This window comes from Exiguobacterium sp. BMC-KP (genome assembly GCF_001275385.1).
Taxonomy (GTDB): domain Bacteria; phylum Bacillota; class Bacilli; order Exiguobacteriales; family Exiguobacteriaceae; genus Exiguobacterium_A.
In genome coordinates this window covers 1,282,793-1,306,352 of the sequence record NZ_LGIW01000015.1, presented here as the reverse complement: position 1 = coordinate 1,306,352, position 23,560 = coordinate 1,282,793, and the positions used below count along the sequence as shown (strand labels likewise).

Below are 23,560 nucleotides of genomic sequence, written 5' to 3'. Positions count from 1 at the left end.
TATGTTATATCCATCAGTTGATAAGCTTCAAAAGAAAGTACCATCGAAATATACGATCGTTACAGTTGCCGCTAAGCGTGCGCGTCAAATCCAAGACGGGAAACGCGTGAAAGTCACGAACCCAAAATCGCATAAACCGGTCGGGAAAGCTTTAGAAGAGCTTTATTTCGAAGAAATATCCGTCACGAACCAACCGCAAGACTAATTTTGAAGCAGCCACTTGTCATCGTGGCTGTTTTTTTCAATAAGGAGGATACCTACATGTTAACCAACCGAAACATCCTACTGTGTGTCGGCGGTGGAATCGCTTCCTATAAGTCAGCTGCACTCGCTTCAAAACTCGTTCAAGCAGGCGCACATGTCCAAGTCGCGATGACGCGCAATGCCCAACAGTTCGTCGGGAAGACGACATTCGAGGCACTGACACGAAAAGCGGTCTACGACAATGTCTTCATCGAGCACGATCCTTCAAAAATCGCTCATATCGATTTAGCGGACGAAGCGGATTTGATCGTCGTCGCACCAGCGACAGCGAATTTAGTTGCAAAACTCGCACACGGAATCGCGGATGATTTCATTACGACGACGATTCTTGCAGCGACGTGTCCCGTCATCGTCGCACCAGCGATGAATGTTAACATGCTTGAACATCCTGCGACAGTCCGGAACATTGAACAATTGAAGCAGGACGGTGTCCAGGTGATTGCACCGGGAGTCGGCAATCTCGCATGTGGTTGGGTCGGAAAAGGACGTCTGCCTGAGCCTGAAGATTTGGTTGCCACATTATCGACCTTCTTTGAAGAGAAGTATCTAGCCGGACGAAAAGTCTTGATCAGTGCAGGACCGACAGTAGAACGGATCGATCCGGTTCGTTACTTAACGAATGACTCTTCAGGGAAAACAGGTATTGCGCTAGCGGAAGCGGCACGAGATGCAGGGGCTGATGTCACGCTCGTCCATGGTCCACTTCGGATCGGGTTACCGACTGGTATCGCAACGATTGCCGTTGAGTCGGGAGAAGAGATGCTCGAGGCTATGTTACGTGACTATGAGACGCAAGATATCGTCATCATGTCCGCAGCCGTTGCTGATTATCGACCATCTGTCCAATACGATCAGAAGCAGAAGAAAATCCACGGACCACTTCGAATTGAACTTGAAGAGACAACCGATATTCTGAAGACGCTTGGTGAGCAGAAACAACATCAGCTATTAGTCGGATTTGCGGCTGAGACGACCGATGTCGAGATGTTCGCGAAACAAAAGCTCGTCCGAAAGAAAGCCGATTTCATCGTCGCGAATGATGTGTCACGATCTGATATCGGATTCGTCAGTGATGAAAATGAAGTCGTCGTCTTTGGAAAGAACGATTCCGTCACGCGTTATGACCAGCAATTAAAATCGACGCTTGCGAAAACACTCATGCGTCAATTTGCAGAGGCGTTGGCATGATTGCCGAAGTCATCGTCGACGTCGCAGCAGCAACCGTCGATCGTCCGTTTGATTACGCTGTTCCGGAACTCTGGCAAGAGTTGATCGTTCCCGGGATGCGCGTTGAGGTGCCATTCGGTCCACGTGCGTTGCTTGGGATTGTCGTCGGAACGAAAGCGACGTCTGATTTGACAAACGTCAAATCAATCGTGCGTGTTCTCGATGAAACGCCAACCTATACGGAGGAATTGCTCGAGTTATCCGCTTATCTATCAGAAACGACATTGTGTTTTCAAGCGACGGCATTACTCGCGATGCTGCCTGCTGCCTTAAAGGTGAGTTATGATAAACTGGTCATGGTAGAATCAGGTCCCCTGCGGATCTATCACGGTAAGAAAATGAGTCAATTACCAACGGAAGTGCAGCAAATCGTTTTGACGGCAGCGAAGCAAGCTGAAGTGACACTTCAACCGGTCATTCGCGAAAAAAAGACATCTAAAACGGATAAACGAATCCGTCTTCTTGAGGAACAGGCAACCTTTACGAAACAAGCGAGCCAACAAGCGGCGCTTTATACCTATATCCAGGAATTCCCGAACGCCCTGTGGAGTGAAGTGAAGCAGGCAACAGGTGCAACGAGTGCGACATTGAATGCACTGGAGAAAAAGCACATCATTCAAGTCGAGACGATCGATGTGCGACGGAATCCGTATGAACATCTCGTCCAAGATATCTTTGTTCCATCCTCTTTAACAGAGAAACAACAGGAAGCTGTCTCGTCGATTACCGCTGAAGCAGAGACCGGAACGTTCTTGTTACACGGTGTAACAGGAAGCGGGAAAACGGAAGTGTATCTTGAGTCGATTCATGCCCAACTTGAACGCGGTAGACAAGCGATCTTGCTCGTTCCTGAGATTAGTCTGACACCAATGATGGTCAAACGGTTCAAACGTCGTTTTGGCGAACGTGTTGCCGTCTTGCATAGCGGATTATCGCTCGGAGAAAAATATGATGAATGGCGCAAAATTGCTCAAGGGGAAGTCGATGTCGTCGTCGGGGCACGGTCCGCCGTCTTTGCACCGCTAACGAACATCGGAATCATCATTCTCGATGAAGAACATGAAACAACCTATAAACAAGAAGAAAATCCACGCTATCACACGCGAGATGTTGCGAAGTGGCGAGCGGCCTATCATCGCTGTCCGGTTGTACTCGGTAGTGCGACGCCATTACTTGAGACGTATGCACGGGCACAAAAAGGGGTCTATCGCTATTTACCGCTTCGGGAACGCTTCGGTGGGGAATTACCGCCTGTCGACATCGTTGATATGCGTAAGGAACTGGAGCGGGGTAATCGTACGCCGTTTAGCCTCGCATTAGTCGAAGGGATCAAAGAACGCATCGAACGCGGTGAACAGACAGTCTTACTTTTGAACCGTCGCGGGTACACGACGTTCGTCTTATGTCGGGATTGTGGGGAGACGTTGCAATGTCCGCATTGTGCCGTCAATTTAACGTATCATCAGCATGAAGATCGGTTGAAGTGCCACTATTGTGGGTTTGAAGCCGCGATGCCCAAGACTTGTCCGTCCTGTGAATCGACGAAAATTCGTCAGTTCGGAACCGGTACACAAAAGATTGAGGAAGAGTTGGCGCATTTGATTCCGGAAGCGCGAATCATCCGGATGGATCAGGACACGACGTCGCGTAAAGGAGCGCATGAGAAGTTACTCGATGCCTTTGAACGCAAAGAAGGAAACATTCTGCTCGGAACACAGATGATCGCAAAAGGTCTCGACTTTCCGAACGTTACACTCGTCGGGGTGATTGCTGCCGATGCGACGCTTGGTATTCCAGATTTTCGGGCAAGTGAGCGCACGTTCCAGTTGATCACTCAAGTATCCGGTCGTGCCGGACGAGGTCAACTCGCCGGACAGTCGATCATCCAGACGTATAATCCGGAACATTACGTCATTCAAACTGCCAAACAGCATGATTTCGAAACGTTCTATAAGCGAGAGATGCAGTTGCGCAAGCTCGGCGGGCATCCACCGTTTTGGTTCCTTGGTCTGATTACAGTCTCAGCAGCGCATCCGCTCGAAGCACAAGCAGAAGCGCAGCAAATCGCTTCCGAGCTTCGTGCCTTTGAATCTGAGGATTTAGTCGTCAATGGACCGTTTGATGCACCACTCGCTCGACTGAAAAATATGTATCGGCAACAGGTCTTAATTAAACATAAAGGACAGGAGGATGTCCGGACACATCTCCGTGATATCTTATCCCGTCGTCAAAAATCAAAAACACAAGTCGCGATTGACTTGAATCCATTTGTATTCATGTGAGGTGTCTGTATGTATAAAGTAGTAGAAGTACCAAGTGATGTATTACGACAGGTGTGTGAACCTGTCACGAAATTCGATAAGAAGCTCGGTAAGATGATCGACCGGATGTTCGATACGATGTACGAATATGACGGGGTTGGTTTAGCCGCACCGCAAATCAACCAGCCGATTCGTGTAGCCGTCGTTCATACCGATGATGAGACGGGACCAATTGAGCTGATCAATCCGGAAATTATCGAAGCGGACGGTTCGCAAATCGATGATGAAGGATGTCTCAGTATGCCGGGGATCTTTGGACCAGTCGAACGGTTTGACCGTATCGTCGTCAAGTCACAGGATCGTCTCGGACGAACAATCAAAATTAAAGCGAATGGCTTTTTTGCACGAGCGATTCAACACGAGATGGATCATTTAGATGGTGTCCTGTTCACGGATAAACTCGTCGAACAAGAAAAACCGCGCGTCGTCTTCATGGGTACGCCTGAGTTTGCAGCAGGAACGCTGCGTGAAGTCATCGATGCCGGATATGATGTCGTCGGCGTCGTCTCACAACCGGATAAACCAGTCGGACGAAAACGAGAAGTCAAACCGACACCTGTAAAACTCGTCGCGATGGAACACGACATTCCTGTGTTGCAACCGAAGCGTATTCGTGATGATTACCAGGACGTGCTTGATCTAAATCCAGACCTCATCATCACAGCAGCCTACGGTCAGATCGTCCCGACAGCTATTCTCGAAGCACCACGTTTTGGGGCGATTAATGTTCACGCGTCACTCTTACCGAAATATCGTGGAGGTGCACCGATTCACCAAGCGATCATTGATGGAGAAAAAGAGACAGGCGTGACAATTATGTATATGGTTGATCGGCTAGACGCAGGTGATATGTTGTCAAAAATCATCGTTCCAATCGAAGAGAACGATACAGCCGGTTCGATGTTTGAGAAGTTAGCGGACGCAGGAGCGCGCCTCTTACTTGAAACGTTACCACATCTATTAGCAGGTGAATTGACACCGGAAGCGCAAGTCGAGGAAGAAGCAACATTTGCACCAAACATTTCACGTGAGCGGGAACGACTTGATTTTACGCTACCGGGTGAGTCACTCTACGATCAAATTCGTGGGATGAATCCATTCCCGAGTACGTATACGATGCTTGGAACAGACCGATTAAAAGTCTTTTTCGCAACGAAAGTCGCAGGAACGGGACGACCGGGTGAAATCATCGCATTAGAAGCTGATGGTCCAGTCATCGCAACGGGTTCCGAGACAGCGTTGAAGTTGATTGATTTACAGCCGTCAGGAAAAAAACGAATGGATGGTGCCACGTTCATGCGGGGGATCGGTCAATCGCTTGAACTCGGACAACAAGTAGGTGAGAACGCATGAATGTACGCGACGCAGCAGTAACGACACTAATGAAAATCGGACAAGGTGGCGCCTTCTCAACAATTACGGTCCACCAAATGCTTGAAAAACGTGCCATCTCGGCGTCGGATGTCGGCTTGTTCACGGAACTCGTCTACGGGACGCTCAGTCGTGAATTGACGCTTGATTATATTTTAGAACCATATTTAGCGAAACAGAAAAAACTCGATCCATTCATGCGTCCGTTGTTACGAATGAGTGTCTATCAGTTGTTTTATCTTGACCGTGTCCCGGATCATGCCGTCATTCATGAAGCTGTTGAAATTGCCAAAAAACGTGGGAAAGTCCATGTCTCAAAAGTTGTCAATGGGGTCCTTCGGAACGTACTACGTGCAGGTATGCCTGATTTCAACGAGATTGAGCCGGTTGCAAAACGGATTAGTATTGAAACGAGTCATCCGCAATGGCTCGTCGAGCGTTGGATCGAACTGTTCGGTACGGATGAAACGCTACGCATCTGTCAGTTGAATAATACGCCTGCACCGGTCACGGTTCGCATCAATCGGACGAAAACGACTCCGGAAGAAGCAATCGCGCTTCTGCTTGACCAAGGTGTGACGGCAAAACCATCTGCTGTTGCGCCAGACGGTCTCGAAATCGAACGTGGAAGTGTTCAAAAAACCGATTTGATTGAACGGGGATATCTTTCCTTGCAGGATGAGAGTTCAATGCTCGTCGCGCGTGCGCTCGGAGCAAAAACGTCTGATTATGTTCTCGATAGTTGTGCAGCACCTGGTGGGAAGGCAATGCATATTGCTGAAGGCTTGACGACAGGAACATTACAAGCACTTGATCTTCATCCACATAAAATTAAATTGATTGATCAGCAGGCGATGCGATTAGGTCTGACGACTGTCAAAGCAGAAGCGTTAGATGCACGCAAAGCAGGGGAACGCTTCGAAGCAGAATCGTTTGATCGGATTCTTGTCGATGCGCCTTGTTCAGGACTTGGTGTCATTCGGAGAAAGCCGGACATCAAATGGACGAAGCGTCCAGAACAACTTGAACAACTCCCGAAGATTCAACGAGATATTTTGACGTCTGTCTTACCACTCGTCAAAAAGGGTGGAACATTCGTCTATTCGACGTGTACGATAGATCCAGTGGAAAATGAAGAACAGACGGCATTCATCCTCAGTCAGGGATTTGACTTCGATGCGTCCTTTGCTACACGGATGCCAGAATCCGTCCGTCATTTAATTGGGGATCGTGCAGAACTCAAGCTGTTACCGACGACAGTCGGAACAGATGGTTTCTACATCGCGGCCTTTAAAAAACGAGAAGATTGATACGAACGGAGGACTGTCATGGAGTTAGCTCATCTGTCGACTACTGGAAAAGTCAGGACAAAAAACGAAGATACAGTGTTACTCGTCGGGGATATAGAGCGTGGACTTGCCGTTGTTGCAGATGGTATGGGTGGTCACGCTGCTGGTGATATTGCGAGTGCCATCGTTCGCGAGGTGTTCGAGACATCTTTTTCGCGTATGCCCGACCGTCCTATGGAACTATCAGAATGGATTGAACAACGCGTAGCTGAGGCGAATGATCGCATTCTTCAGTTTTCAAAAGACGAGCAGCTCGCAATCGTCGGAACGACCATTGCCTGTGTATGCTGGGTCGAGGAGTTGCTTGTCATTGGTCATGTCGGTGATAGTAGAGTGTATGCTCTTGAAGGAACGACGTTGAAGCAATTGACGGATGATCATTCATACGTCAATATGTTACGGCAAATGGGAGAACTTTCTGATGAGGAAGTCGAAAACCATCCACGCAAGAATGTCATCACACGATCGGTTGGCTCGAACGAAACGGTTGAAGTTGACATCCAAGTTAGAGATGCTCCAGATTATGATCTCGTCCTCGTCTGTAGTGACGGATTAACCGATGAAGTACCGGACGATGTTATCGAGCAAATCATCTTACAAGATGAACCGCTTGAAGAAATTGTCGGACGATTGGTGAAAGAAGCGAATGCTCGAGGAGGCGCAGATAATATTACGATTGCCGCCATCCGGTTCAAAGAAAGAAAGAGGGTCTGAATATGCGATACGGAGATCGATTAAATGACCGCTACCGCATAGAACGGCTAGTTGGAAGTGGCGGGATGGCAAATGTCTATCAAGCCTATGATGAGATTTTAAAGCGTCATGTTGCCATTAAGATTTTACGGACTGAATTCTCGCATGACGAACAGTTCATCCGTCGATTCGAACGTGAAGCACATGCTGCTACCAGCTTGAATCATCCAAACATCGTTGCCGTCTATGATGTAGGCGAAGAAGATGCCATCTATTACATCGTCATGGAATATATCGATGGTATGACATTAAAGACATTTTGTGAAAATCAAGCATTACCTGTGCCACAAGCAGTCGATATCATCGCTCAAATTTGTGATGCGATCGATCACGCTCATGCACACCGGATCATCCATCGCGATATTAAACCGCAAAACATGTTGATCCGAGAAGACGGTACCGTCAAAGTAACGGATTTTGGAATCGCCGTAGCGATGTCGAATGCGACGCTGACGCATACGATGTCTGTCCTTGGGTCCGTTCACTATTTTTCACCAGAACAAGCTAAAGGTAAATTTGCGGATGAGAAATCAGATATCTATTCCCTCGGTGCTGTCTTATACGAACTTGTCACAGGGCAAGTACCATTTGAAGGAGACTCACCGGTCGCGATTGCGCTGAAGCACCTCCAAGATACGCCGCGCCGTCCATCTGTCTTGAATCCAAGAGTGCCGCAAGCACTTGAAAACTGTATCATGCAGGCGCTCTCAAAAGCACCTCATGATCGACAACAGTCCGTTGCAGCTTTTAAAACAGATATGGTAACGGCATTGTCTGATGAACGAGCAAATGAAGGCATCCGTGGTGCAGAAGAGGATGAGATGGAAAAGACGATGGTCTTGGCACCAGTACAAGCGCCAGAAGAGTCAAAATCGGAACCGGAATCACCTTCTGTCACTACAGTTCAACCGAAATCATCGGAGAAGAAAAAGAAAAAACGCTGGTGGATCGTTCTCTTATTGCTTTTGTTACTTGGTGGAGCAGCTACGACGTTTGCGATGTGGCCAGATCCAAGCGTCACCGTACCATCTGTCGTCAAAATGGATGGAGACGAAGCGGAAACGAAGTTAGAGAAACTCGGGTTCGTCGTTGAAACGACAGAACGAAGTAGCGATACGGTCGATGAGGGTGACGTCATCAGTCAGACACCTCGTGAAAAAGCACAGGTGAAAAAAGGGTCGACAGTTAATTTAGTCGTCTCTACGGGAAGTGAGCCAGTCGAAGTGCCAGATGTAACAGATGAGGCTGAAAAAGAAGCGATTGCAACGTTAAAAGAAGCTGGATTCGCAAAAGTCGAAGTCGAGCGAGAGAAGTCGGATGAGATAGATCGAGGAAATGTCATCCGGCAGTCGATTTCCGCTGGAACGGAAGTGATCGCTAAAGAACAAACGATTACGATTACTGTATCTGAGGGGACATCCTCTTTCGAATTGAAAGATTTGACAAACTTATCGAGTGATGAGGCAAAAGCTTACTTGGATAAAGTTGGGTTAGACGGAACGTTCGAACAAGAATTTTCGAGTGACGTGAAGCTCGACCAAGTCATTCGTCAGTTTCCGCAAGCAGGTGCCCAAGTCGAACCAAACGACTCAGTGACCGTCTTCATCTCTAAAGGGGAGGAAGAAAAAACAGTAACAGCAACGTTCCCAGAAAAAGTCGTGTACGATGCAGTATCTGAAGAGGACGAAGATACGCCGCCTAAACAAGTTATCCGCATCGAGACGGAAGATGCGAAAGGGAAACGGACTGTCATCGAGGAATCCATTGATCAAGATGAGACGTTCGACGTGCCGGTGACAATTGATCCGGGAGAAGAAGGAAAAATTACGATCTATAAAGACGATACGGTGTATCGTTCAAAAACCATCACGTACAATCAAGCAAAAGACGCACAATGAATGTGATGAAAAAGGAGTGCATAGGATGACGGAACAGCGCATCGAAGAAAATCGAGAAGGAACGATCATACGGTTGCAGGGCGGCTTTTATGACGTTATGACGCCAGAAGGGGAAGTCCGTTCACGAGCAAGAGGAAACTTCCGGAAACGTGGTATCAGTCCGGTAGTTGGAGACGAAGTCGTCCTTCATATCGAGAGTGAGACCGGGTATATTCTTGAAGTGAAGGAGCGTGACAATTTTTTAGTACGTCCTCCTGTCGCGAATATCGATCAAGCATTGCTTGTCGTCTCAGCAGCAGAACCTGACTTTTCAGCCCATCTGCTTGATCGGTTTCTCGTATTGATCGAAGCGAAGGAAATTCAACCCGTCATCTTGTTAACGAAGATGGATCTGCTCGATGATGTCAAGGGACCGGCTGTCCGAGACGCGATTGTTGCTTATCGGAAGATTGGCTATACGGTCATCGAGACATCGAGTGAGACGTTGACAGGTGTCGAGCAAGTCAGACCATTACTTGCAGGCAAAACAAGTGTTCTTGCCGGACAATCAGGTGTCGGAAAAAGCTCGCTGTTGAACGCACTCGAACCATCTCTTGATCTAGAAACGAGTGCCATCTCGAAATCACTTGGACGTGGGCGTCATACAACCCGTCACGTTACGTTGATGCCGCTTGCGGAAGGATTGATTGCCGATACGCCAGGGTTCTCGAATTTAGACTTTCCTTATGAAATGGAAATAGAGGATGTGCGATGGAGTTTTCCTGAATTCGTGGCTGTGCAAGACGATTGTAAATACCGGGGATGTTTGCATTTGAATGAACCCGGTTGTGCCGTCAAGGAGGCGGTCGAGGCACAAGAAATCATGTCCTCCCGCTATGAAAATTATGGTATGTTTATAGACGAAATCAAGTATCGAGCCCGGAGGTATTGAAGATGATTAAAATTGCACCATCGATCTTATCAGCAGATTTTGCGAATCTCGAGCGTGATGTCAAAGCGGTTGAGGCGGCAGGAGCAGACTACATTCATTTCGACGTCATGGATGGTCAGTTCGTCCCGAACATCTCATTCGGTTTACCTGTGTTAAGCAGCCTACGTCAAAAGACAGATATGGTTCTTGATGTCCATTTGATGATTGATCAACCCGAACGATTCGTCGAAGATTTCGTCAAGGCAGGAGCCGACATCGTGACGTTCCATGTCGAAGCGACGAATCATGTCCATCGTGTCTTGCAACAAATCAAAGCGGCAGGTGCGAAGGCGGGGGTCGTCTTGAATCCACATACATCACTATCGATGATTGAACACATTCTTCAGGATGTCGATATGGTCTTGTTGATGACAGTCAATCCAGGTTTTGGTGGTCAGGCGTTCATCGAGAGTGTCATGCCGAAGCTCGCAACACTTGCACAAATGAAGGCAGATCGTGGTCTTACATTTGAAATCGAGATTGATGGTGGGGTCAATCCGGAAACGGCAAAGTTATGCATCGATAATGGTGCCAACGTCCTTGTCGCAGGATCAGCGATCTACAATGCATCGGATTATGCGGAAGCAATCACTAGCATTCGTCAAGGGGCTGCCGTATAATAAGAACGAGAAAACGAAATATGATGACCGCAAGGGGTGTCGCTTGAAAAGCGGCTGAGAGGAGTCTTTTGACTTTAACCCTTCGAACCTGTTCCGTTCAAACGGACGTAGGGATGTGGCGCACGCAGGCAGTACGGCGTTCGTCGTACTGCCTTTTTGCGTCCCGTTTTATTCCATGAAGGAGGAAATTAGCATGAAACGGTTACAAATGATGATGGAAATTGCCATCTTCGCCAGTCTCGGAGTCGTCTTTGATTTATTGATTCCATTCAAAATGCCACAAGGGGGCTCAATCAGCTTAGCGATGCTTCCCATCTTCGTCATGGCGTTTCGCCATGGTGTCGTCGGAGGTGTCGTCACTGGAGCACTTGTCGGTACGATTCAATTGATGTTCGCCCCACAAGTTTTGACGGTCGTTCAACCACTACTCGATTATACGATTGCATATGGAGTCGTCGGATTAAGTGGGCTGTTTGCACGTCAAGTTAGACAAGCCGCGCGTAACGGACAGAAGAAACGCTTGATGACGTTTGTCCTACTTGCGACGCTTTTAGGAGCGGGACTCCGTTATATCTGTCATGTCATCAGCGGAATCGTCTTTTTTGCCGAGTATGCTGAGGGTCCAGTCATACCATATTCGTTGATTTATAATGCGACATACATGGTTCCGTCTTACGTTCTTTGTGGTGTCGTCGCAGGTCTTCTCTTCACGACTGCACCACGCTTACTTCGCTATTCAGCACGAGGTGTTTAATATGCGGGCGATTCTTGTCTGTGCGGGTCCGCAAGAAGAGGTACCTGACTTACGGACGTTTTGCCAGCCCGGTGATTTCATCGTTGGTGTTGATGGTGGTGTTCAAACGATTGAATCGTTTGGGTTGACATGCGATATGATGATTGGTGATTTTGATTCACTTGGCTATGTACCTGAAGATGCAATCGTCCATCCGGCAGAGAAAGATGAAACGGATCTCGAACTTTCCCTCCGTACCGTATCAGAGATGAAACGGGGTGAGGAGATCATCATCATTGGAGCGACAGGCGGACGACTCGACATGACCGTTCAAAATGTCTATTTGTTAAAACAATATCCTAAGGCACGACTCGTCACGAAACGAGAAGAGGTACGGTATTTGGCAGTGGGGACATATGCAGTTAAGGCAGGAAGCTATCATTATCTCTCATTCATTCCACTTGTGGCGTCGATCCTAAGCTTATCTGGAGTCAAATACCCACTCGATGCGCATTCGGTTCCTGTTGGAGGCTCATTGACCGTCAGCAATGAATGGAGTGCGTCAGAAGCGAAAGTAGAGCTCCATCAAGGAGAACTACTGATGATGCGAACACTTAAGGAATAGAACAAGCATATGAAAAGAGGCCGTGGATGATCCGCGGCCTCTTTTCATATCGTTATTCTTCGAGTTGAGAGGGAGCGACACGGATGTCGCTTTGTGCTGCTAGATGTTTTCCTTTGACGAAGAGATGATAGCTTCCCCACATGACGAGGAAGAATGGAACACCGATGTATAGGGCGATCCGTTGATCCGCTTGAAACGCAAGACTAACGAGGACGACGACGTTTAACGTCAATGAAATCAGCGGTAACACCGGATAAAGCGGTGTCTTGAATTTCAATTCGGATAGATCATGTCCGTTTCGTAAGAACTGCCGACGAAATGCGAGCTGAGACGCAGAGATGGAAATCCAACCGACCTGAGCACCGAGACCGGCTAAGGACAAGAGCCAGATAAAGACGGTATCCTCTGCGAAAAATGCTGTCAGTAGCGAAAGCATCGCAAACATCATTGTAAAGAGTAAGGCACGCATAGGTACACCACGTGCATTCACGTAAGATAATTTTTTTGAAATCATTCCTTCCTGCGACATTGCCCATAACATTCGCGTTGCAGCGTAAAGTCCTGAGTTTCCAACAGATAATAGTGCTGTCAAAACGACGATATTCATCAAATCAGCAGCATACGGGATACCAATCGCATCAAAGACCATGATGAACGGGCTACTGACTCCTCCAGCTGTCTCATATGGAATTAAGGCACCAACGATTGTAATTGATAAGACAAAGAAAATGAACGTACGCCAGACTGTATTCCGAATCGCTTTTGGAATCGATTTTTCAGGTGTGTCGGACTCCCCAGCCGCGACACCAATCAATTCGGTTCCTTGGAAAGCGAAGTTGACGGCAATCATCGTCGTCAAGACACCGAGGATTCCATTTGGAAACCAACCGCTTGCCGTAAAGTTCGCGAACAACGATGTTGGACGATCTGCTTCCATCGGTAACCAACCGAACCAAGCAGCGCCGCCGAGAACGATGAAGAAGAGAATCGCGAGTACCTTCAAACTTGAGAACCAGAATTCTGCTTCACCGAACGCTTTTGCTGAGACGGCATTCAGACCGAATAGTAAGACCGTAAAGACAGTACACCAGACGACGACCGGCACGTTTGGAAACCAACGATCCATCAAACTGCCAGCTGCCGTGATTTCGAGTGCAACCGTCACAGCCCAGCCGAGCCAATAAATCCAACCGACGGCAAAACCGATTCCTGGTCCGATGAAACGGGTCGTATAGGTCTGAAATGACCCTGAGACCGGCATATAGACCGCTAACTCTCCTAAACATAACATCGTCAGATACATGATGGTCCCACCCACGATGTAACTGAGGACCGCCCCGAGAGGTCCCGCTTGTGAAATCGTTAACCCTGACCCTAGAAATAAGCCTGTTCCGATGATCCCACCGAGTGAGATCATGAACAGGTGTCGACTCGTCATCTCTCGTTTGAGTTGCATGATGACTTCCCCCAATTCTGACAAAATAAAGTACCTTCCTATTGTAAGCGTTTTCAATAAAAGCGACAATTAGTTTATGAGAAAAATAAATGAGGGTATAAAAAAACCGGAGGGGAAGATTCCCATCCGGTGTTGCGCCTTATACGCGTTCGACTTTACCTGATTTAAGAGCTCGAGCTGAAACCCAAACCTTTTTCGGCTTACCGTCGACGAGGATACGTACTTTTTGTACGTTGACTCCCCAAGTACGTTTTGTTTTGTTCAATGCGTGTGAACGGTTGTTACCCGACTTTGGCGATTTCCCAGTAACGTAGCATTTACGTGCCATGCGTTCCGCCTCCTTTTATGTTGTTTTGCGTTCGTCCTAATAGACACTTTGCTATCTTAGCATGGTGTCAAGGCGGTTGCAACATAAAAAAAGTAGCTGACAAGAAAAAAACTTGACAGGCAACCTCGAAATTTAAAATAATGGATGAGGATGATGGTAAAAGTTCATTTGACCGCTACTATTTTTCACTTATTCATTGTATAGTCAGTACGGCGACTTTTCAATAGTAGGTCCTTATAGTAGAATTATGAGAAGAATACAATATTCAAAGGGGGCTACTCAGGTGGCGATCGAGATGAAAACGACCTATGGAAAGATTGATGTAGATAATGATGTCGTCGCGCAACTTGCGGGCGGCGCAGCAATGGAATGTTTTGGTGTCGTTGGTATGGCATCCCAATCTCAAATCAAGGATGGTCTTGCTGAACTCTTAAAACGTGAGAACTTTGCACGCGGTGTCATCGTTCGACAGGCTTCAGAGCAGGTCCATATCGATATGCATATCATCGTAAGTTATGGAACGAAAATCTCAGAGGTGGCGAATAACGTACAGAGTCGCGTGAAATACACGCTCAGTCAGGCACTAGGTCTTGACGTGACATCTGTGAACATCTTTGTCCAAGGAGTCCGCTTGACGAATGTCTAAGGCGGGAATAGAGGAGGAAACTTTAGTGAGTGTAGATCGTTTAACAGGAGCGCAGTTAGTCAAGATGATTCAAAATGGCGCGGCGAATCTCTATCAAAATGCAGATTTCGTCGATTCATTGAATGTCTTCCCTGTGCCAGATGGTGATACGGGAACGAACATGAATTTGACGATGACTTCAGGTGCAAAAGAAGCAGGTAAATCGACAGCGGATTCTGTATCGGAAGTCGCGAACGTATTTGCGCGTGGATTATTAATGGGTGCACGCGGAAACTCGGGCGTCATCTTGAGTCAATTGTTCCGTGGATTCTCAAAATCAATCGAAGGAAAAACGACGATTGATACGAAGGAATTCGCAGATGCGTTACAAAAAGGTGTCGACACAGCATACAAAGCGGTCATGAAGCCAGTCGAAGGAACAATCTTGACGGTTGCCCGTGAAACAGCTGTTGCGGCTATCGCACAATCTGAGACGACGACGGATTTCTTAGAGTTGATGCGTCAGCTCGTCGAAGCGTCGAAAGTATCACTCGACGGAACACCCGATCTTCTTCCAGTATTAAAAGAAGTAGGTGTCGTTGATTCAGGTGGTCAAGGTCTCGTCTGTATCTATGAAGGATTCCTTGCAACGCTTGAAGGAAAAGAACTGGATAAGCCGCATGCGCCTGTCATGGAAGCACTCGTCGAAGCAGAGCATCACAAAACGGCTCAAAGCTTCATGTCGACAGAAGAAATCCACTACGGCTACTGCACGGAGATCATGGTGCGTTTCCAGGATGACAAGCTCGCGAATGCACCGTTCAGCGAAGAAGACTTCCGAAACGAATTAGCGGAATTCGGTGATTCGTTGCTCGTCGTCGCGGATGAAGAACTCCTTAAAGTTCACGTTCACGTTGAAACACCAGGAGAAGTCATCACAAAAGGACAACGCTTTGGCGAACTCGTCGCTGTTAAAATTGAAAACATGCGTCAACAACATTCAACAATCCTTGAAGAAGAAGGCGCGAACCAAGTCACTCCAGTTGCTGCACCGAAGGCAAAAGCGAAAGCTGCCCTCGTGACAGTCGCAATGGGTGAAGGAATCAGTGAACTCTTCAAATCACTCGGTGTCAGTGTCGTCATCGAAGGCGGACAAACGATGAACCCGTCGACGGAAGATATCGTTAAGGCGATTGAGGATGCACACGCGGAACACGTTTATGTCTACCCGAACAACTCGAACATCATCATGGCCGCTGAACAAGCAGCATCTGTTGCTTCTTGCGGTGTGACGGTCGTGAAATCAAAAACAGTCCCACAAGGGTTGGCGGCAATAATCGTCTATAACCCGGAAGCGACTGTCGAAGAGAACGAAGCGCATATGGCAGATGCGATTGCAGCTGTTAAATCGGGTCAAGTCACATATGCTGTACGTGATACGAACATCGATGGTGTAGAAATCAAGAAAGACGATCATATGGCGATTGCTGAAAAACAAATCGTTGCTACGGACGGATCAAGTCTTGGTGCTGTTAAGAAACTCGTCGATACACTCGTCACGGAAGACGATGAGATCATCACGGTTCTTTACGGTGAAGGCGTCTCAACGGAAGAAGTCGAGTCACTCGTCGAATATATCGAATCGGTCAATCCGGATGCTGAAGTGGAAGTGCACGACGGCAAACAACCACTTTATTCGTACATTTTAAGCGTCGAATAAAACCATCATACTGAAAAAAGGCGACTAGCCTTTTCACGAATCCCACCATCTGCGATAATAGAGGTGGGATTTCGTTTGTTTCATAGAGAGGGGAAAAGAGATGAAATATCGTAGCGTCTTTGACATCATCGGACCAGTCATGGTTGGTCCATCAAGCTCGCATACAGCGGGAGCTGCACGGATTGGATTGATGGCGGGGAAATTGTTCGGGGAAACACCAACAGTCATCCATATCACGTTTTATGGGTCATTTGCTGATACGTATCGTGGACACGGCACGGACGTCGCGATCATTGGCGGTGTACTCGGATACGACACGTTTGACGACCGAATTCCACAATCGATCGATATCGCAAAATCAAAAGGGATCGAGATTCATTTTGAGACGAGTGAAGCATTGACGGATCATCCGAATACGGCACGTGTCCACTTGACGAATGGCATAGAAGAGTTTGAACTTGTCGGGATTTCAATTGGTGGGGGAACGATTGAGATCACAGAACTAAATGGTGTACCGCTTCGTTTGTCCGGTGGGGGACCGGCACTCGTCGTCTTACACCATGACCGGTTCGGTGCGATTGCTGCCGTGACGAGCATACTGGCTGATTACGAAATCAATATCGGTCACATGGAAGTCTCACGGCACGAAAAAGGAAAACAAGCACTTATGGCGATTGAAATTGATGACCGAATTACAGCAGAAGTGTTGGAAGAAATCGATCGGTTACCTCAAGTCGAGCGTGCCGTCATGATGGGAGAGTGAAGATATGTTTAAATCCGTAAAAGAACTCGTCGCCATCGCGACGGAACGAAACATTCCGATTTCGGAAGTCATGATCGAACAAGAGATGACGGTTCGTCATTTAGAGCGGGATGAAGTTTATGCGATGATGGAGCGAAACCTACAAGTCATGGAAGAGGCAGTTGCTCGTTCACTTGATGGAGAAGGTGTCCAGTCGGTGACTGGATTAACAGGCGGGGACGCTGTGTTGCTTCAGCGGTATCGTGCTTCAGGTAAAGGTTTGTCAGGAGACCTGCTACTTGATGCTGTCAGTAAGGCAATCGGGACGAACGAAGTCAACGCTGCCATGGGGAAAATTTGTGCGACACCAACGGCAGGGAGTGCCGGAGTAGTACCTGGTACGTTGTTTGCGGTCAAAGATCGCTTGAATCCGACGCGTGAGCAGATGTTACGTTTCTTGTTCACATCCGGGGCGTTCGGCTTCGTCGTTGCGAACAATGCGTCGATCTCCGGAGCAGCTGGTGGCTGTCAGGCAGAGGTCGGTTCAGCAACAGCGATGGCAGCAGCTGCGATCGTTGAGATGGCAGGCGGGACACCGGATCAATCGGCACACGCGTTTGCAATTGCGCTGAAGAACATGCTCGGACTCGTCTGTGATCCGGTCGCCGGACTCGTAGAAGTACCGTGCGTCAAACGAAATGCGATGGGTGGAGCGAATGCAGTCGTCGCTGCCGACATGGCACTCGCTGGAATCACGTCACGGATTCCGTGCGATGAAGTCATCTCAGCCATGCATGAAATTGGTCAGATGATGCCATCTGCGCTTCGCGAAACTGCAAAAGGTGGACTCGCAAATACGCCAACGGGTCGCTGGCTCGAAGCAAAAATCTTCGGAGAGTTATCGAATGAATCCATCACGTGACGTCAAGACATTAAAAGGTGTCGGACGGGATTTGGCGAAAAAACTAGAAGAGATGAATATTCTCACCGTTGCGGACGTGCTTGAGCACGTCCCGTTTCGTTATGACGATTTCGTGACGGGAAGTCTAACGGAAGCGATTCACGAAGATAAAGTCAAATTCACGGGACAAGTCCAGTCTGAACCACTTGTGCGCTATTACGGAAAAGGAAAAAATCGCTTGACCTTCCGCTTGCTCGTCGAAGAACGGTATAGTGTGACCGTAACGATGTTCAACCGAGCATTTTACAAAGACCAACTGCAACTCGGAGCAGAAGTGACGGTTAGTGGCAAATGGGATTTACACCGGATGACAATTTCTGCGACGGAATTGCAATTTGGAGCGATTGAGGGTGAATTGACACCAGTTTACTCGTTACGTGGCGATATGCGTATGAAGACGTTCCGTCGTGTCGTTGACTTAGCGTTTAAAGAGACGGAGACGTTAGGTGAGCGGATTCCTGACAGTATTCGCAAGACATACCGATTGCAAGACCGGATGACGATGCTAAAGGCACTTCATTTCCCGACGAATCGAAAAGAGTTAACGGCAGCTCGTCGGAGTTATGTGTATGAGGAATGCCTTTATTTTCAGCTGAAGTTACAGGCGTTACGTCTTGGACGACGAAAAGGTCAAGGGGCTGCCTTGCCTCTGCATGAAGCGGATATAGCGAATTTCATCCAGAGTCTACCGTTTCCACTGACAGGCGCGCAACAGCGCGTGACAAAAGAAATTTTAGACGACATCGGACGTGGCGAACGGATGAATCGATTGTTGCAAGGGGATGTTGGAAGCGGAAAGACTGTCATCGCAGCGATTGCACTATTTGCGACGGTTCGTGCTGGAAAACAAGGTGCTTTGATGGTACCGACAGAAATTTTAGCGGAACAGCATGCGGCGTCGCTCGCTCCATTGCTTGAACCATTTGGGATTCGCGTCGGTCTACTGACGAGTTCCGTTAAAGGAAAAGCACGCGTGCACTTACTAGAAGCGCTTGTAACGGGAGAGATTGACGTCTTAGTCGGAACACATGCATTGATTCAAGATACGGTTCAGTTCAAGGCATTACATCTCGTCATCACCGATGAACAACATCGATTCGGTGTCGAACAGCGGAAACGTCTGCGGGCAAAAGCAGAACAAGCAGATGTATTATATATGACAGCAACACCGATTCCGCGTACGCTTGCGATATCGGTTTTCGGCGATATGGATGTTTCGATCATCGATGAGATGCCGGCGGGACGAAAGGAAATCGAGACCTACTGGGCGAAACCGCAACAGATGGAGCGCGTCTTCGGGTTCGTCGAGAAAGAATTGTCGCAAGGACGACAAGCCTACGTCATCACGCCATTGATCGAGGAATCCGAATCACTTGAGGTTCAAAATGCAATTGAATTACATGCAATACTGACCGAGCGGTTCGAACCGTATCAAGTCGGTTTGATGCATGGGCGCCTGACGTCTTCCGAAAAAGATGATGTCATGCAGGCGTTCAAGGAAAACGCCGTTCAAATCCTTGTTTCGACGACAGTCGTTGAGGTCGGGGTGAACGTGCCGAACGCATCGATTATCGTCATTCATGACGCGGAACGTTTCGGACTCGCCCAACTCCACCAGTTGAGAGGGCGCGTTGGACGAGGGGACGCCCAGTCTTACTGTATTCTGATTGCTGATCCATCTTCAGACACGGGGAAGGAACGCATCAAAACGATGACGGAGACGAACGACGGCTTTAAATTAGCGGAGAAAGATTTAAAGTTGCGTGGTGCTGGTAATTTCTTCGGAACCGAACAGAGTGGGTTACCGCGATTCGTCTTGACCGATCCAGCACTCGACATTCAAGTCATGGAAACGGCACGACAGGATGCGGTCCGATTACTGCGATCGGATGCCTTTTGGCAAGCGCCAGAATATAGTATCTTACGTGAATTTATCGAACGGCAAGGGCTGCTTGAAGGAGAAAGAATCGAATAATACTTGAAAGTGAACAACAAGGGATATATACTACTGTTAGTACCAGGTAATAATAGTGGTCATCCTTCTTGTGGGAGGAACATACATGCGGGTACCTAAAAAAGAGAGACAACAAGAGTTATTACAGACAATCGAGCAAAATCCGTTCATAACGGATGAAGCGCTGGCGACACGATTTCGTGTCAGTATCCAAACGATTCGTCTGGACCGGATGGAATTAAAGATTCCGGAATTACGGGAGCGAATTAAGCACGTCGCGACCGAACGCCTGGATGATGTGCGTACGTTGACTGAAAATGAAGTCATTGGTGATATGATTGACCTGAAACTCGATACATCTGCCATCTCGATCCTTGAGATTTTGCCGGAACATGCGTTTAGTCGGAATGCGATCGCCCGCGGACATATTTTGTTCGCACAGGCGAACTCGCTTGCGATTGCGCTCATCGACGATGAACTTGCGTTGACGACACGTGCGAACGTCCAGTTCACACGTTCCGTCCATGTCGGGGAACGCGTCGTTGCCAAGGCATTCGTCAGTTCGCATCGTCAAGATGGACGTTCTGACATCACGGTAGAGAGTTATGTCGGTGAAGAATGTGTCTTCATTGGTGAATTTACGGTGTATCGAAGTAGTAAGGAGGAATCAAAATGATTTTAGCAGTTGACGCTATGGGGGGCGACCACGCACCTCGTGCCAGCGTAGAAGGGGTCGTTGCCTACTTGGCAGAACGTCCAAACGAAAACATCGATATCCGATTAGTCGGAGATGAGTTGAAGTTACGCTCATACAAAATCGAGGATCCGCGCGTGACGATTGTCCACGCGGCATCCGTCATCACCGGAGAAGATGAACCGGTACGTGCGATTCGCCGCAAGAAAGATAGCTCACTCGTTGTGGCTGCAAACCTGGTGAAATCGGGAGAGGCAGATGCCTTGATTTCAGCAGGCAACACGGGAGCGCTCATGACTGCCGGATTGTTCGTCATCGGTCGTATCGAAGGAGTTGACCGTCCTGCACTGGCCCCGACCTTCCCGACACGTAATGGGAAAGGTGTCGTCATCTTAGATGTTGGCGCCAACCCGGATGCGAAGGCAGAGCATTTGCTCGATTATGCCATCATGGGTTCTGTCTACGCAGAACAAGTTCGCGGCATCACGCGTCCGAAAGTCGGACTCCTCAATATCGGATCAGAAGCCGGTAAAGGGAATGCACTGACGAAGGAAACGTATCCGTTACTTGAGACAGCCCCGATTCATTTCGTTGGGAACGTCGAGGCGAGAGAAGCGATGAGCGGTGACGTCGATGTCATCGTCACGGAAGGTTTTGCCGGTAATACGTTACTTAAAAGTACTGAAGGTGCAGCAAGCATGATCATGGGCGTGATGAAGGAACAATTCATGAGCTCATGGACATCAAAGCTCGCCGCTCTCGTACTAAAACCGAAGTTGAAAAAAATGAAGCAGTTGCTCGCCTATGAAGAATATGGCGGGGCTGGATTATTTGGGATTGCGGCTCCGGTCATTAAGGCACATGGTTCAAGTAATGCCTATGCGTTTAGCCGGGCGCTTGCTCAGGCGGAAAAGATGGTCGAACAAGAAGTCGTTTCCAAAATCGTTCAGGCGAAAGCAACTGAAGCACGTTAAGAAGGAGTGAGACGAGATGGGGAAAACAGTTTGGATGTTTCCGGGACAAGGATCACAAACCCCTGGAATGGGACAGACGCTCATCACGCAAGAAGAGACACGCCAAGCACTCGCTGACCTCGGAACGCGAATTGGTCTGGATCTGACGACGCTGATGACGACAGGAACGAAGGACGAATTGAAAGCGACAGATATCGCTCAACCAGCCATCGTCGCACATAGTGCGCTACTCGCACAGCAGTATGCATCACAAGGACATACACCTGATTTCGTACTCGGACATAGTGTCGGAGAGTACAGCGCGCTAGTCGCAGCTTCTGTCATCACACCGTCTGAAGCCGTCTATCTCGTCCGCGAACGCGGAAAACTCATGAATCAAGTCACAGGTGGGACGATGGCGGCGGTCATCGGCATGAATGATGTCGAAGCAGCGCATCACGCGGTCGAATCAATTGCGGCAACGGGAGAAATCGTTCAAATCGCTAACTACAACTGTCCTGGACAATTCGTCATCTCAGGACAAATCGCAGCGGTTGAATCTGCCACAGCGAAGTTAAAAGAACTTGGGGCAAAACGTGTGTTACCACTCGATGTTTCGGGTGCGTTCCACTCGTCGCTCATGACACCATTCGCACCACGATTCGAAGACATTCTCGTCTCGTCACCGTTTGAAGCGGCGAAGACGAAGTTCATCTCGAACGTCGACAGTGCGTTCCACGATCAACCTGATGAATTGATTCGTTTGCTCGTTCAGCAGTTGTACTCACCTGTTCGATTCGAATCATGTGTCGAGCGTCTGATCGAAGAAGGTGCTGATACATTCATCGAGTTTGGTCCGTCGTCTCCGCTTAGCGGTCTCGTGAAAAGAATCAAAAAAGATGCGAAAATCATCAGCATCACGACACTTGAGCAATTGGAAGCGGAGGGAATTCGTTGAGTAAAGTAGCACTCGTCACGGGCGCATCGCGTGGAATCGGCGCTGCCATCGCTAAGCGATTGGCAACAGACGGTTTCCGTGTCGTCGTCAACTATGCAGGAAGTACGGACAAGGCGGAAGCTGTCGTCCGTGAGATCAAAGAAGCAGGCGGTGAAGCACTCGCGATTCAAGCGAATGTGGCTGAAGCAGATGCTGTTAAGCAAATGATCAAACAGACAATTGATACGTTCGGTCAACTGGATTGTGTCGTCAACAATGCCGGAATTACGCGTGATGGCTTATTGATGCGCATGAAGGAAGCGGATTTTGATGCTGTCATCGATACGAACCTCAAAGGGGCGTTCCTTGTCACACAAGCGGCGACGCGTCCGTTGTTAAAAACAAGCGGTCGTATCATCAATATCGCGTCGGTCGTCGGGATTTCCGGCAATCCGGGACAAGCCAACTATGTCGCAGCGAAAGCGGGACTGATCGGGCTGACGAAATCCGTCGCACGGGAACTCGCTAGTAAAGGCGTCACAGTCAATGCGATCTGTCCGGGATTCATCGAAACGGACATGACGGATGAATTGACGGAAGAACAGCGGAACCTGTCACTTGGGCAAATTCCGTTGAAACGCTTCGGTCAAACAGACGATATCGCATCACTCGTCAGTTTCATCGCTTCAGATGAAGCCCGTTACATCACCGGTCAAACACTTGCTGTTGATGGCGGCATGACGATGTAACAGAAGTAACGGTAGTACTTTGCCAAATCGGCAATCATCTTATATACTCAACTCATGGAGGGATTTTAAAATGACAAAAGAACAAATCTTAGTAGACGTACAAGAAGCAATCGCAGAAAAATTAGGAAAAGAACAAAGTGAAATCACACTCGATAAATCGTTCAAAGACGACCTCGGTGCTGACTCTCTAGAAGTTATGGAACTCGTCATGGACTTAGAAGACAAGTTCGAAATCACGATCGAAGATGAGCAAGCAGAAAACTTGAAGACTGTCGGCGATGTCGTTAGCTACATCGAAACACAAGTCTGA

The 23,560-nt window shown here is 48.3% G+C and carries 23 protein-coding genes, 1 pseudogene and 1 riboswitch; of the genes and pseudogenes, 22 read left to right on the top strand and 2 right to left on the bottom strand.

Translation table 11 applies throughout. The features are described from left to right. The first annotated feature begins 1 nt into the window (after nt 1). The 12 genes and pseudogenes from rpoZ (at nt 2) to ADM98_RS12610 (ending at nt 12,131) form a co-directional block, all read left to right on the top strand. A complete protein-coding gene (gene rpoZ / locus ADM98_RS12660) occupies nt 2-205 on the top strand; it encodes a DNA-directed RNA polymerase subunit omega (protein ID WP_053453822.1) in 204 nt (67 codons plus the stop codon). A gap of 56 nt (nt 206-261) precedes the next feature. After that, complete coding sequence (gene coaBC, locus ADM98_RS12655) at nt 262-1,452, top strand: bifunctional phosphopantothenoylcysteine decarboxylase/phosphopantothenate--cysteine ligase CoaBC (protein ID WP_053453821.1); 1,191 nt, start codon at nt 262-264, stop codon at nt 1,450-1,452. After that, nucleotides 1,449-3,773: a primosomal protein N' gene (priA, locus tag ADM98_RS12650; RefSeq protein ID WP_053453820.1), complete on the top strand. Its 2,325-nt coding sequence runs from the start codon at nt 1,449-1,451 to the stop codon at nt 3,771-3,773. The genes coaBC and priA overlap by 4 nt, the downstream gene beginning before the upstream one ends. A 9-nt stretch (nt 3,774-3,782) precedes the next feature. Further along, nucleotides 3,783-4,220 (top strand): annotated as a pseudogene (gene def, locus ADM98_RS17695) (peptide deformylase); the annotation flags it as partial. A gap of 24 nt (nt 4,221-4,244) precedes the next feature. Further along, the gene (fmt, locus tag ADM98_RS12645) at nt 4,245-5,165 is read left to right on the top strand and encodes a methionyl-tRNA formyltransferase (protein ID WP_326933887.1); all 921 of its coding nucleotides are present in this window, start codon (nt 4,245-4,247) and stop codon (nt 5,163-5,165) included. Continuing rightward, complete coding sequence (gene rsmB / locus ADM98_RS12640) at nt 5,162-6,493, top strand: 16S rRNA (cytosine(967)-C(5))-methyltransferase RsmB (protein WP_053453819.1); 1,332 nt, start codon at nt 5,162-5,164, stop codon at nt 6,491-6,493. Before fmt ends, rsmB begins: the two co-directional genes overlap by 4 nt. Before the next feature lie 18 nt (nt 6,494-6,511). Next, nucleotides 6,512-7,246 (top strand): Stp1/IreP family PP2C-type Ser/Thr phosphatase, encoded by a 735-nt coding sequence (locus ADM98_RS12635; RefSeq protein WP_053453818.1) that lies wholly within the window; start codon nt 6,512-6,514, stop codon nt 7,244-7,246. Nucleotides 7,247-7,248: 2 nt separating this feature from the next. Beyond that, nucleotides 7,249-9,183, top strand: coding sequence for a Stk1 family PASTA domain-containing Ser/Thr kinase (pknB, locus tag ADM98_RS12630; RefSeq protein ID WP_053453817.1), 1,935 nt, complete (start codon nt 7,249-7,251; stop codon nt 9,181-9,183). 25 nt (nt 9,184-9,208) lie between these two features. After that, on the top strand, nt 9,209-10,114 hold the full coding sequence (gene rsgA / locus ADM98_RS12625; protein WP_053453816.1) for a ribosome small subunit-dependent GTPase A: 906 nt from the start codon (nt 9,209-9,211) through the stop codon (nt 10,112-10,114). Between the two features lie 2 nt (nt 10,115-10,116). After that, nucleotides 10,117-10,773 (top strand): ribulose-phosphate 3-epimerase, encoded by a 657-nt coding sequence (rpe, locus tag ADM98_RS12620; RefSeq protein WP_053453815.1) that lies wholly within the window; start codon nt 10,117-10,119, stop codon nt 10,771-10,773. A 22-nt stretch (nt 10,774-10,795) separates the two neighbouring features. Then, a riboswitch (TPP riboswitch) is annotated at nt 10,796-10,904 on the top strand. A 62-nt stretch (nt 10,905-10,966) separates the two neighbouring features. After that, nucleotides 10,967-11,527, top strand: coding sequence for an energy-coupled thiamine transporter ThiT (thiT, locus tag ADM98_RS12615; protein WP_053453814.1), 561 nt, complete (start codon nt 10,967-10,969; stop codon nt 11,525-11,527). 1 nt (nt 11,528) lies between these two features. Continuing rightward, complete coding sequence (locus ADM98_RS12610; protein WP_053453813.1) at nt 11,529-12,131, top strand: thiamine diphosphokinase; 603 nt, start codon at nt 11,529-11,531, stop codon at nt 12,129-12,131. Nucleotides 12,132-12,183: 52 nt separating this feature from the next. Here ADM98_RS12610 and ADM98_RS12605 read toward each other — a convergent pair whose 3' ends face one another. Both ADM98_RS12605 and rpmB read right to left on the bottom strand, forming a co-directional pair. Then, the gene (locus ADM98_RS12605; RefSeq protein WP_053454552.1) at nt 12,184-13,587 is read right to left on the bottom strand and encodes an amino acid permease; all 1,404 of its coding nucleotides are present in this window, start codon (nt 13,585-13,587) and stop codon (nt 12,184-12,186) included. Nucleotides 13,588-13,726: 139 nt separating this feature from the next. Beyond that, nucleotides 13,727-13,915, bottom strand: a complete 189-nt coding sequence (rpmB, locus tag ADM98_RS12600; RefSeq protein WP_023468758.1) for a 50S ribosomal protein L28 — start codon at nt 13,913-13,915, stop codon at nt 13,727-13,729. Nucleotides 13,916-14,198: 283 nt separating this feature from the next. Here rpmB and ADM98_RS12595 point away from each other — a divergent pair, with 283 nt between their 5' ends. The 10 genes from ADM98_RS12595 (at nt 14,199) to acpP (ending at nt 23,560) form a co-directional block, all read left to right on the top strand. Beyond that, the gene (locus ADM98_RS12595) at nt 14,199-14,561 is read left to right on the top strand and encodes an Asp23/Gls24 family envelope stress response protein (RefSeq protein ID WP_023468757.1); all 363 of its coding nucleotides are present in this window, start codon (nt 14,199-14,201) and stop codon (nt 14,559-14,561) included. A gap of 25 nt (nt 14,562-14,586) precedes the next feature. Continuing rightward, nucleotides 14,587-16,260: a DAK2 domain-containing protein gene (locus ADM98_RS12590; protein ID WP_442855417.1), complete on the top strand. Its 1,674-nt coding sequence runs from the start codon at nt 14,587-14,589 to the stop codon at nt 16,258-16,260. Between the two features lie 100 nt (nt 16,261-16,360). Further along, a complete protein-coding gene (gene sdaAB, locus ADM98_RS12585; protein ID WP_053453811.1) occupies nt 16,361-17,023 on the top strand; it encodes an L-serine ammonia-lyase, iron-sulfur-dependent subunit beta in 663 nt (220 codons plus the stop codon). A gap of 4 nt (nt 17,024-17,027) precedes the next feature. Next, nucleotides 17,028-17,924 carry an L-serine ammonia-lyase, iron-sulfur-dependent, subunit alpha gene (gene sdaAA / locus ADM98_RS12580; RefSeq protein ID WP_053453810.1) on the top strand — a complete coding sequence of 299 codons (897 nt, stop codon included), beginning with the start codon at nt 17,028-17,030 and terminating at the stop codon, nt 17,922-17,924. Continuing rightward, nucleotides 17,908-19,938, top strand: a complete 2,031-nt coding sequence (recG, locus tag ADM98_RS12575; protein ID WP_053453809.1) for an ATP-dependent DNA helicase RecG — start codon at nt 17,908-17,910, stop codon at nt 19,936-19,938. Before sdaAA ends, recG begins: the two co-directional genes overlap by 17 nt. Before the next feature lie 85 nt (nt 19,939-20,023). Next, on the top strand, nt 20,024-20,593 hold the full coding sequence (gene fapR, locus ADM98_RS12570) for a transcription factor FapR (protein ID WP_023468752.1): 570 nt from the start codon (nt 20,024-20,026) through the stop codon (nt 20,591-20,593). After that, entirely contained in the window at nt 20,590-21,585 is a 996-nt protein-coding gene (gene plsX / locus ADM98_RS12565; RefSeq protein WP_053453808.1) for a phosphate acyltransferase PlsX, read from the top strand. Before fapR ends, plsX begins: the two co-directional genes overlap by 4 nt. 16 nt (nt 21,586-21,601) lie before the next feature. Then, entirely contained in the window at nt 21,602-22,522 is a 921-nt protein-coding gene (gene fabD, locus ADM98_RS12560) for an ACP S-malonyltransferase (protein WP_053453807.1), read from the top strand. Next, on the top strand, nt 22,519-23,250 hold the full coding sequence (gene fabG, locus ADM98_RS12555) for a 3-oxoacyl-[acyl-carrier-protein] reductase (protein ID WP_035396763.1): 732 nt from the start codon (nt 22,519-22,521) through the stop codon (nt 23,248-23,250). Before fabD ends, fabG begins: the two co-directional genes overlap by 4 nt. A gap of 70 nt (nt 23,251-23,320) precedes the next feature. Further along, nucleotides 23,321-23,560, top strand: coding sequence for an acyl carrier protein (gene acpP, locus ADM98_RS12550; RefSeq protein ID WP_053453806.1), 240 nt, complete (start codon nt 23,321-23,323; stop codon nt 23,558-23,560).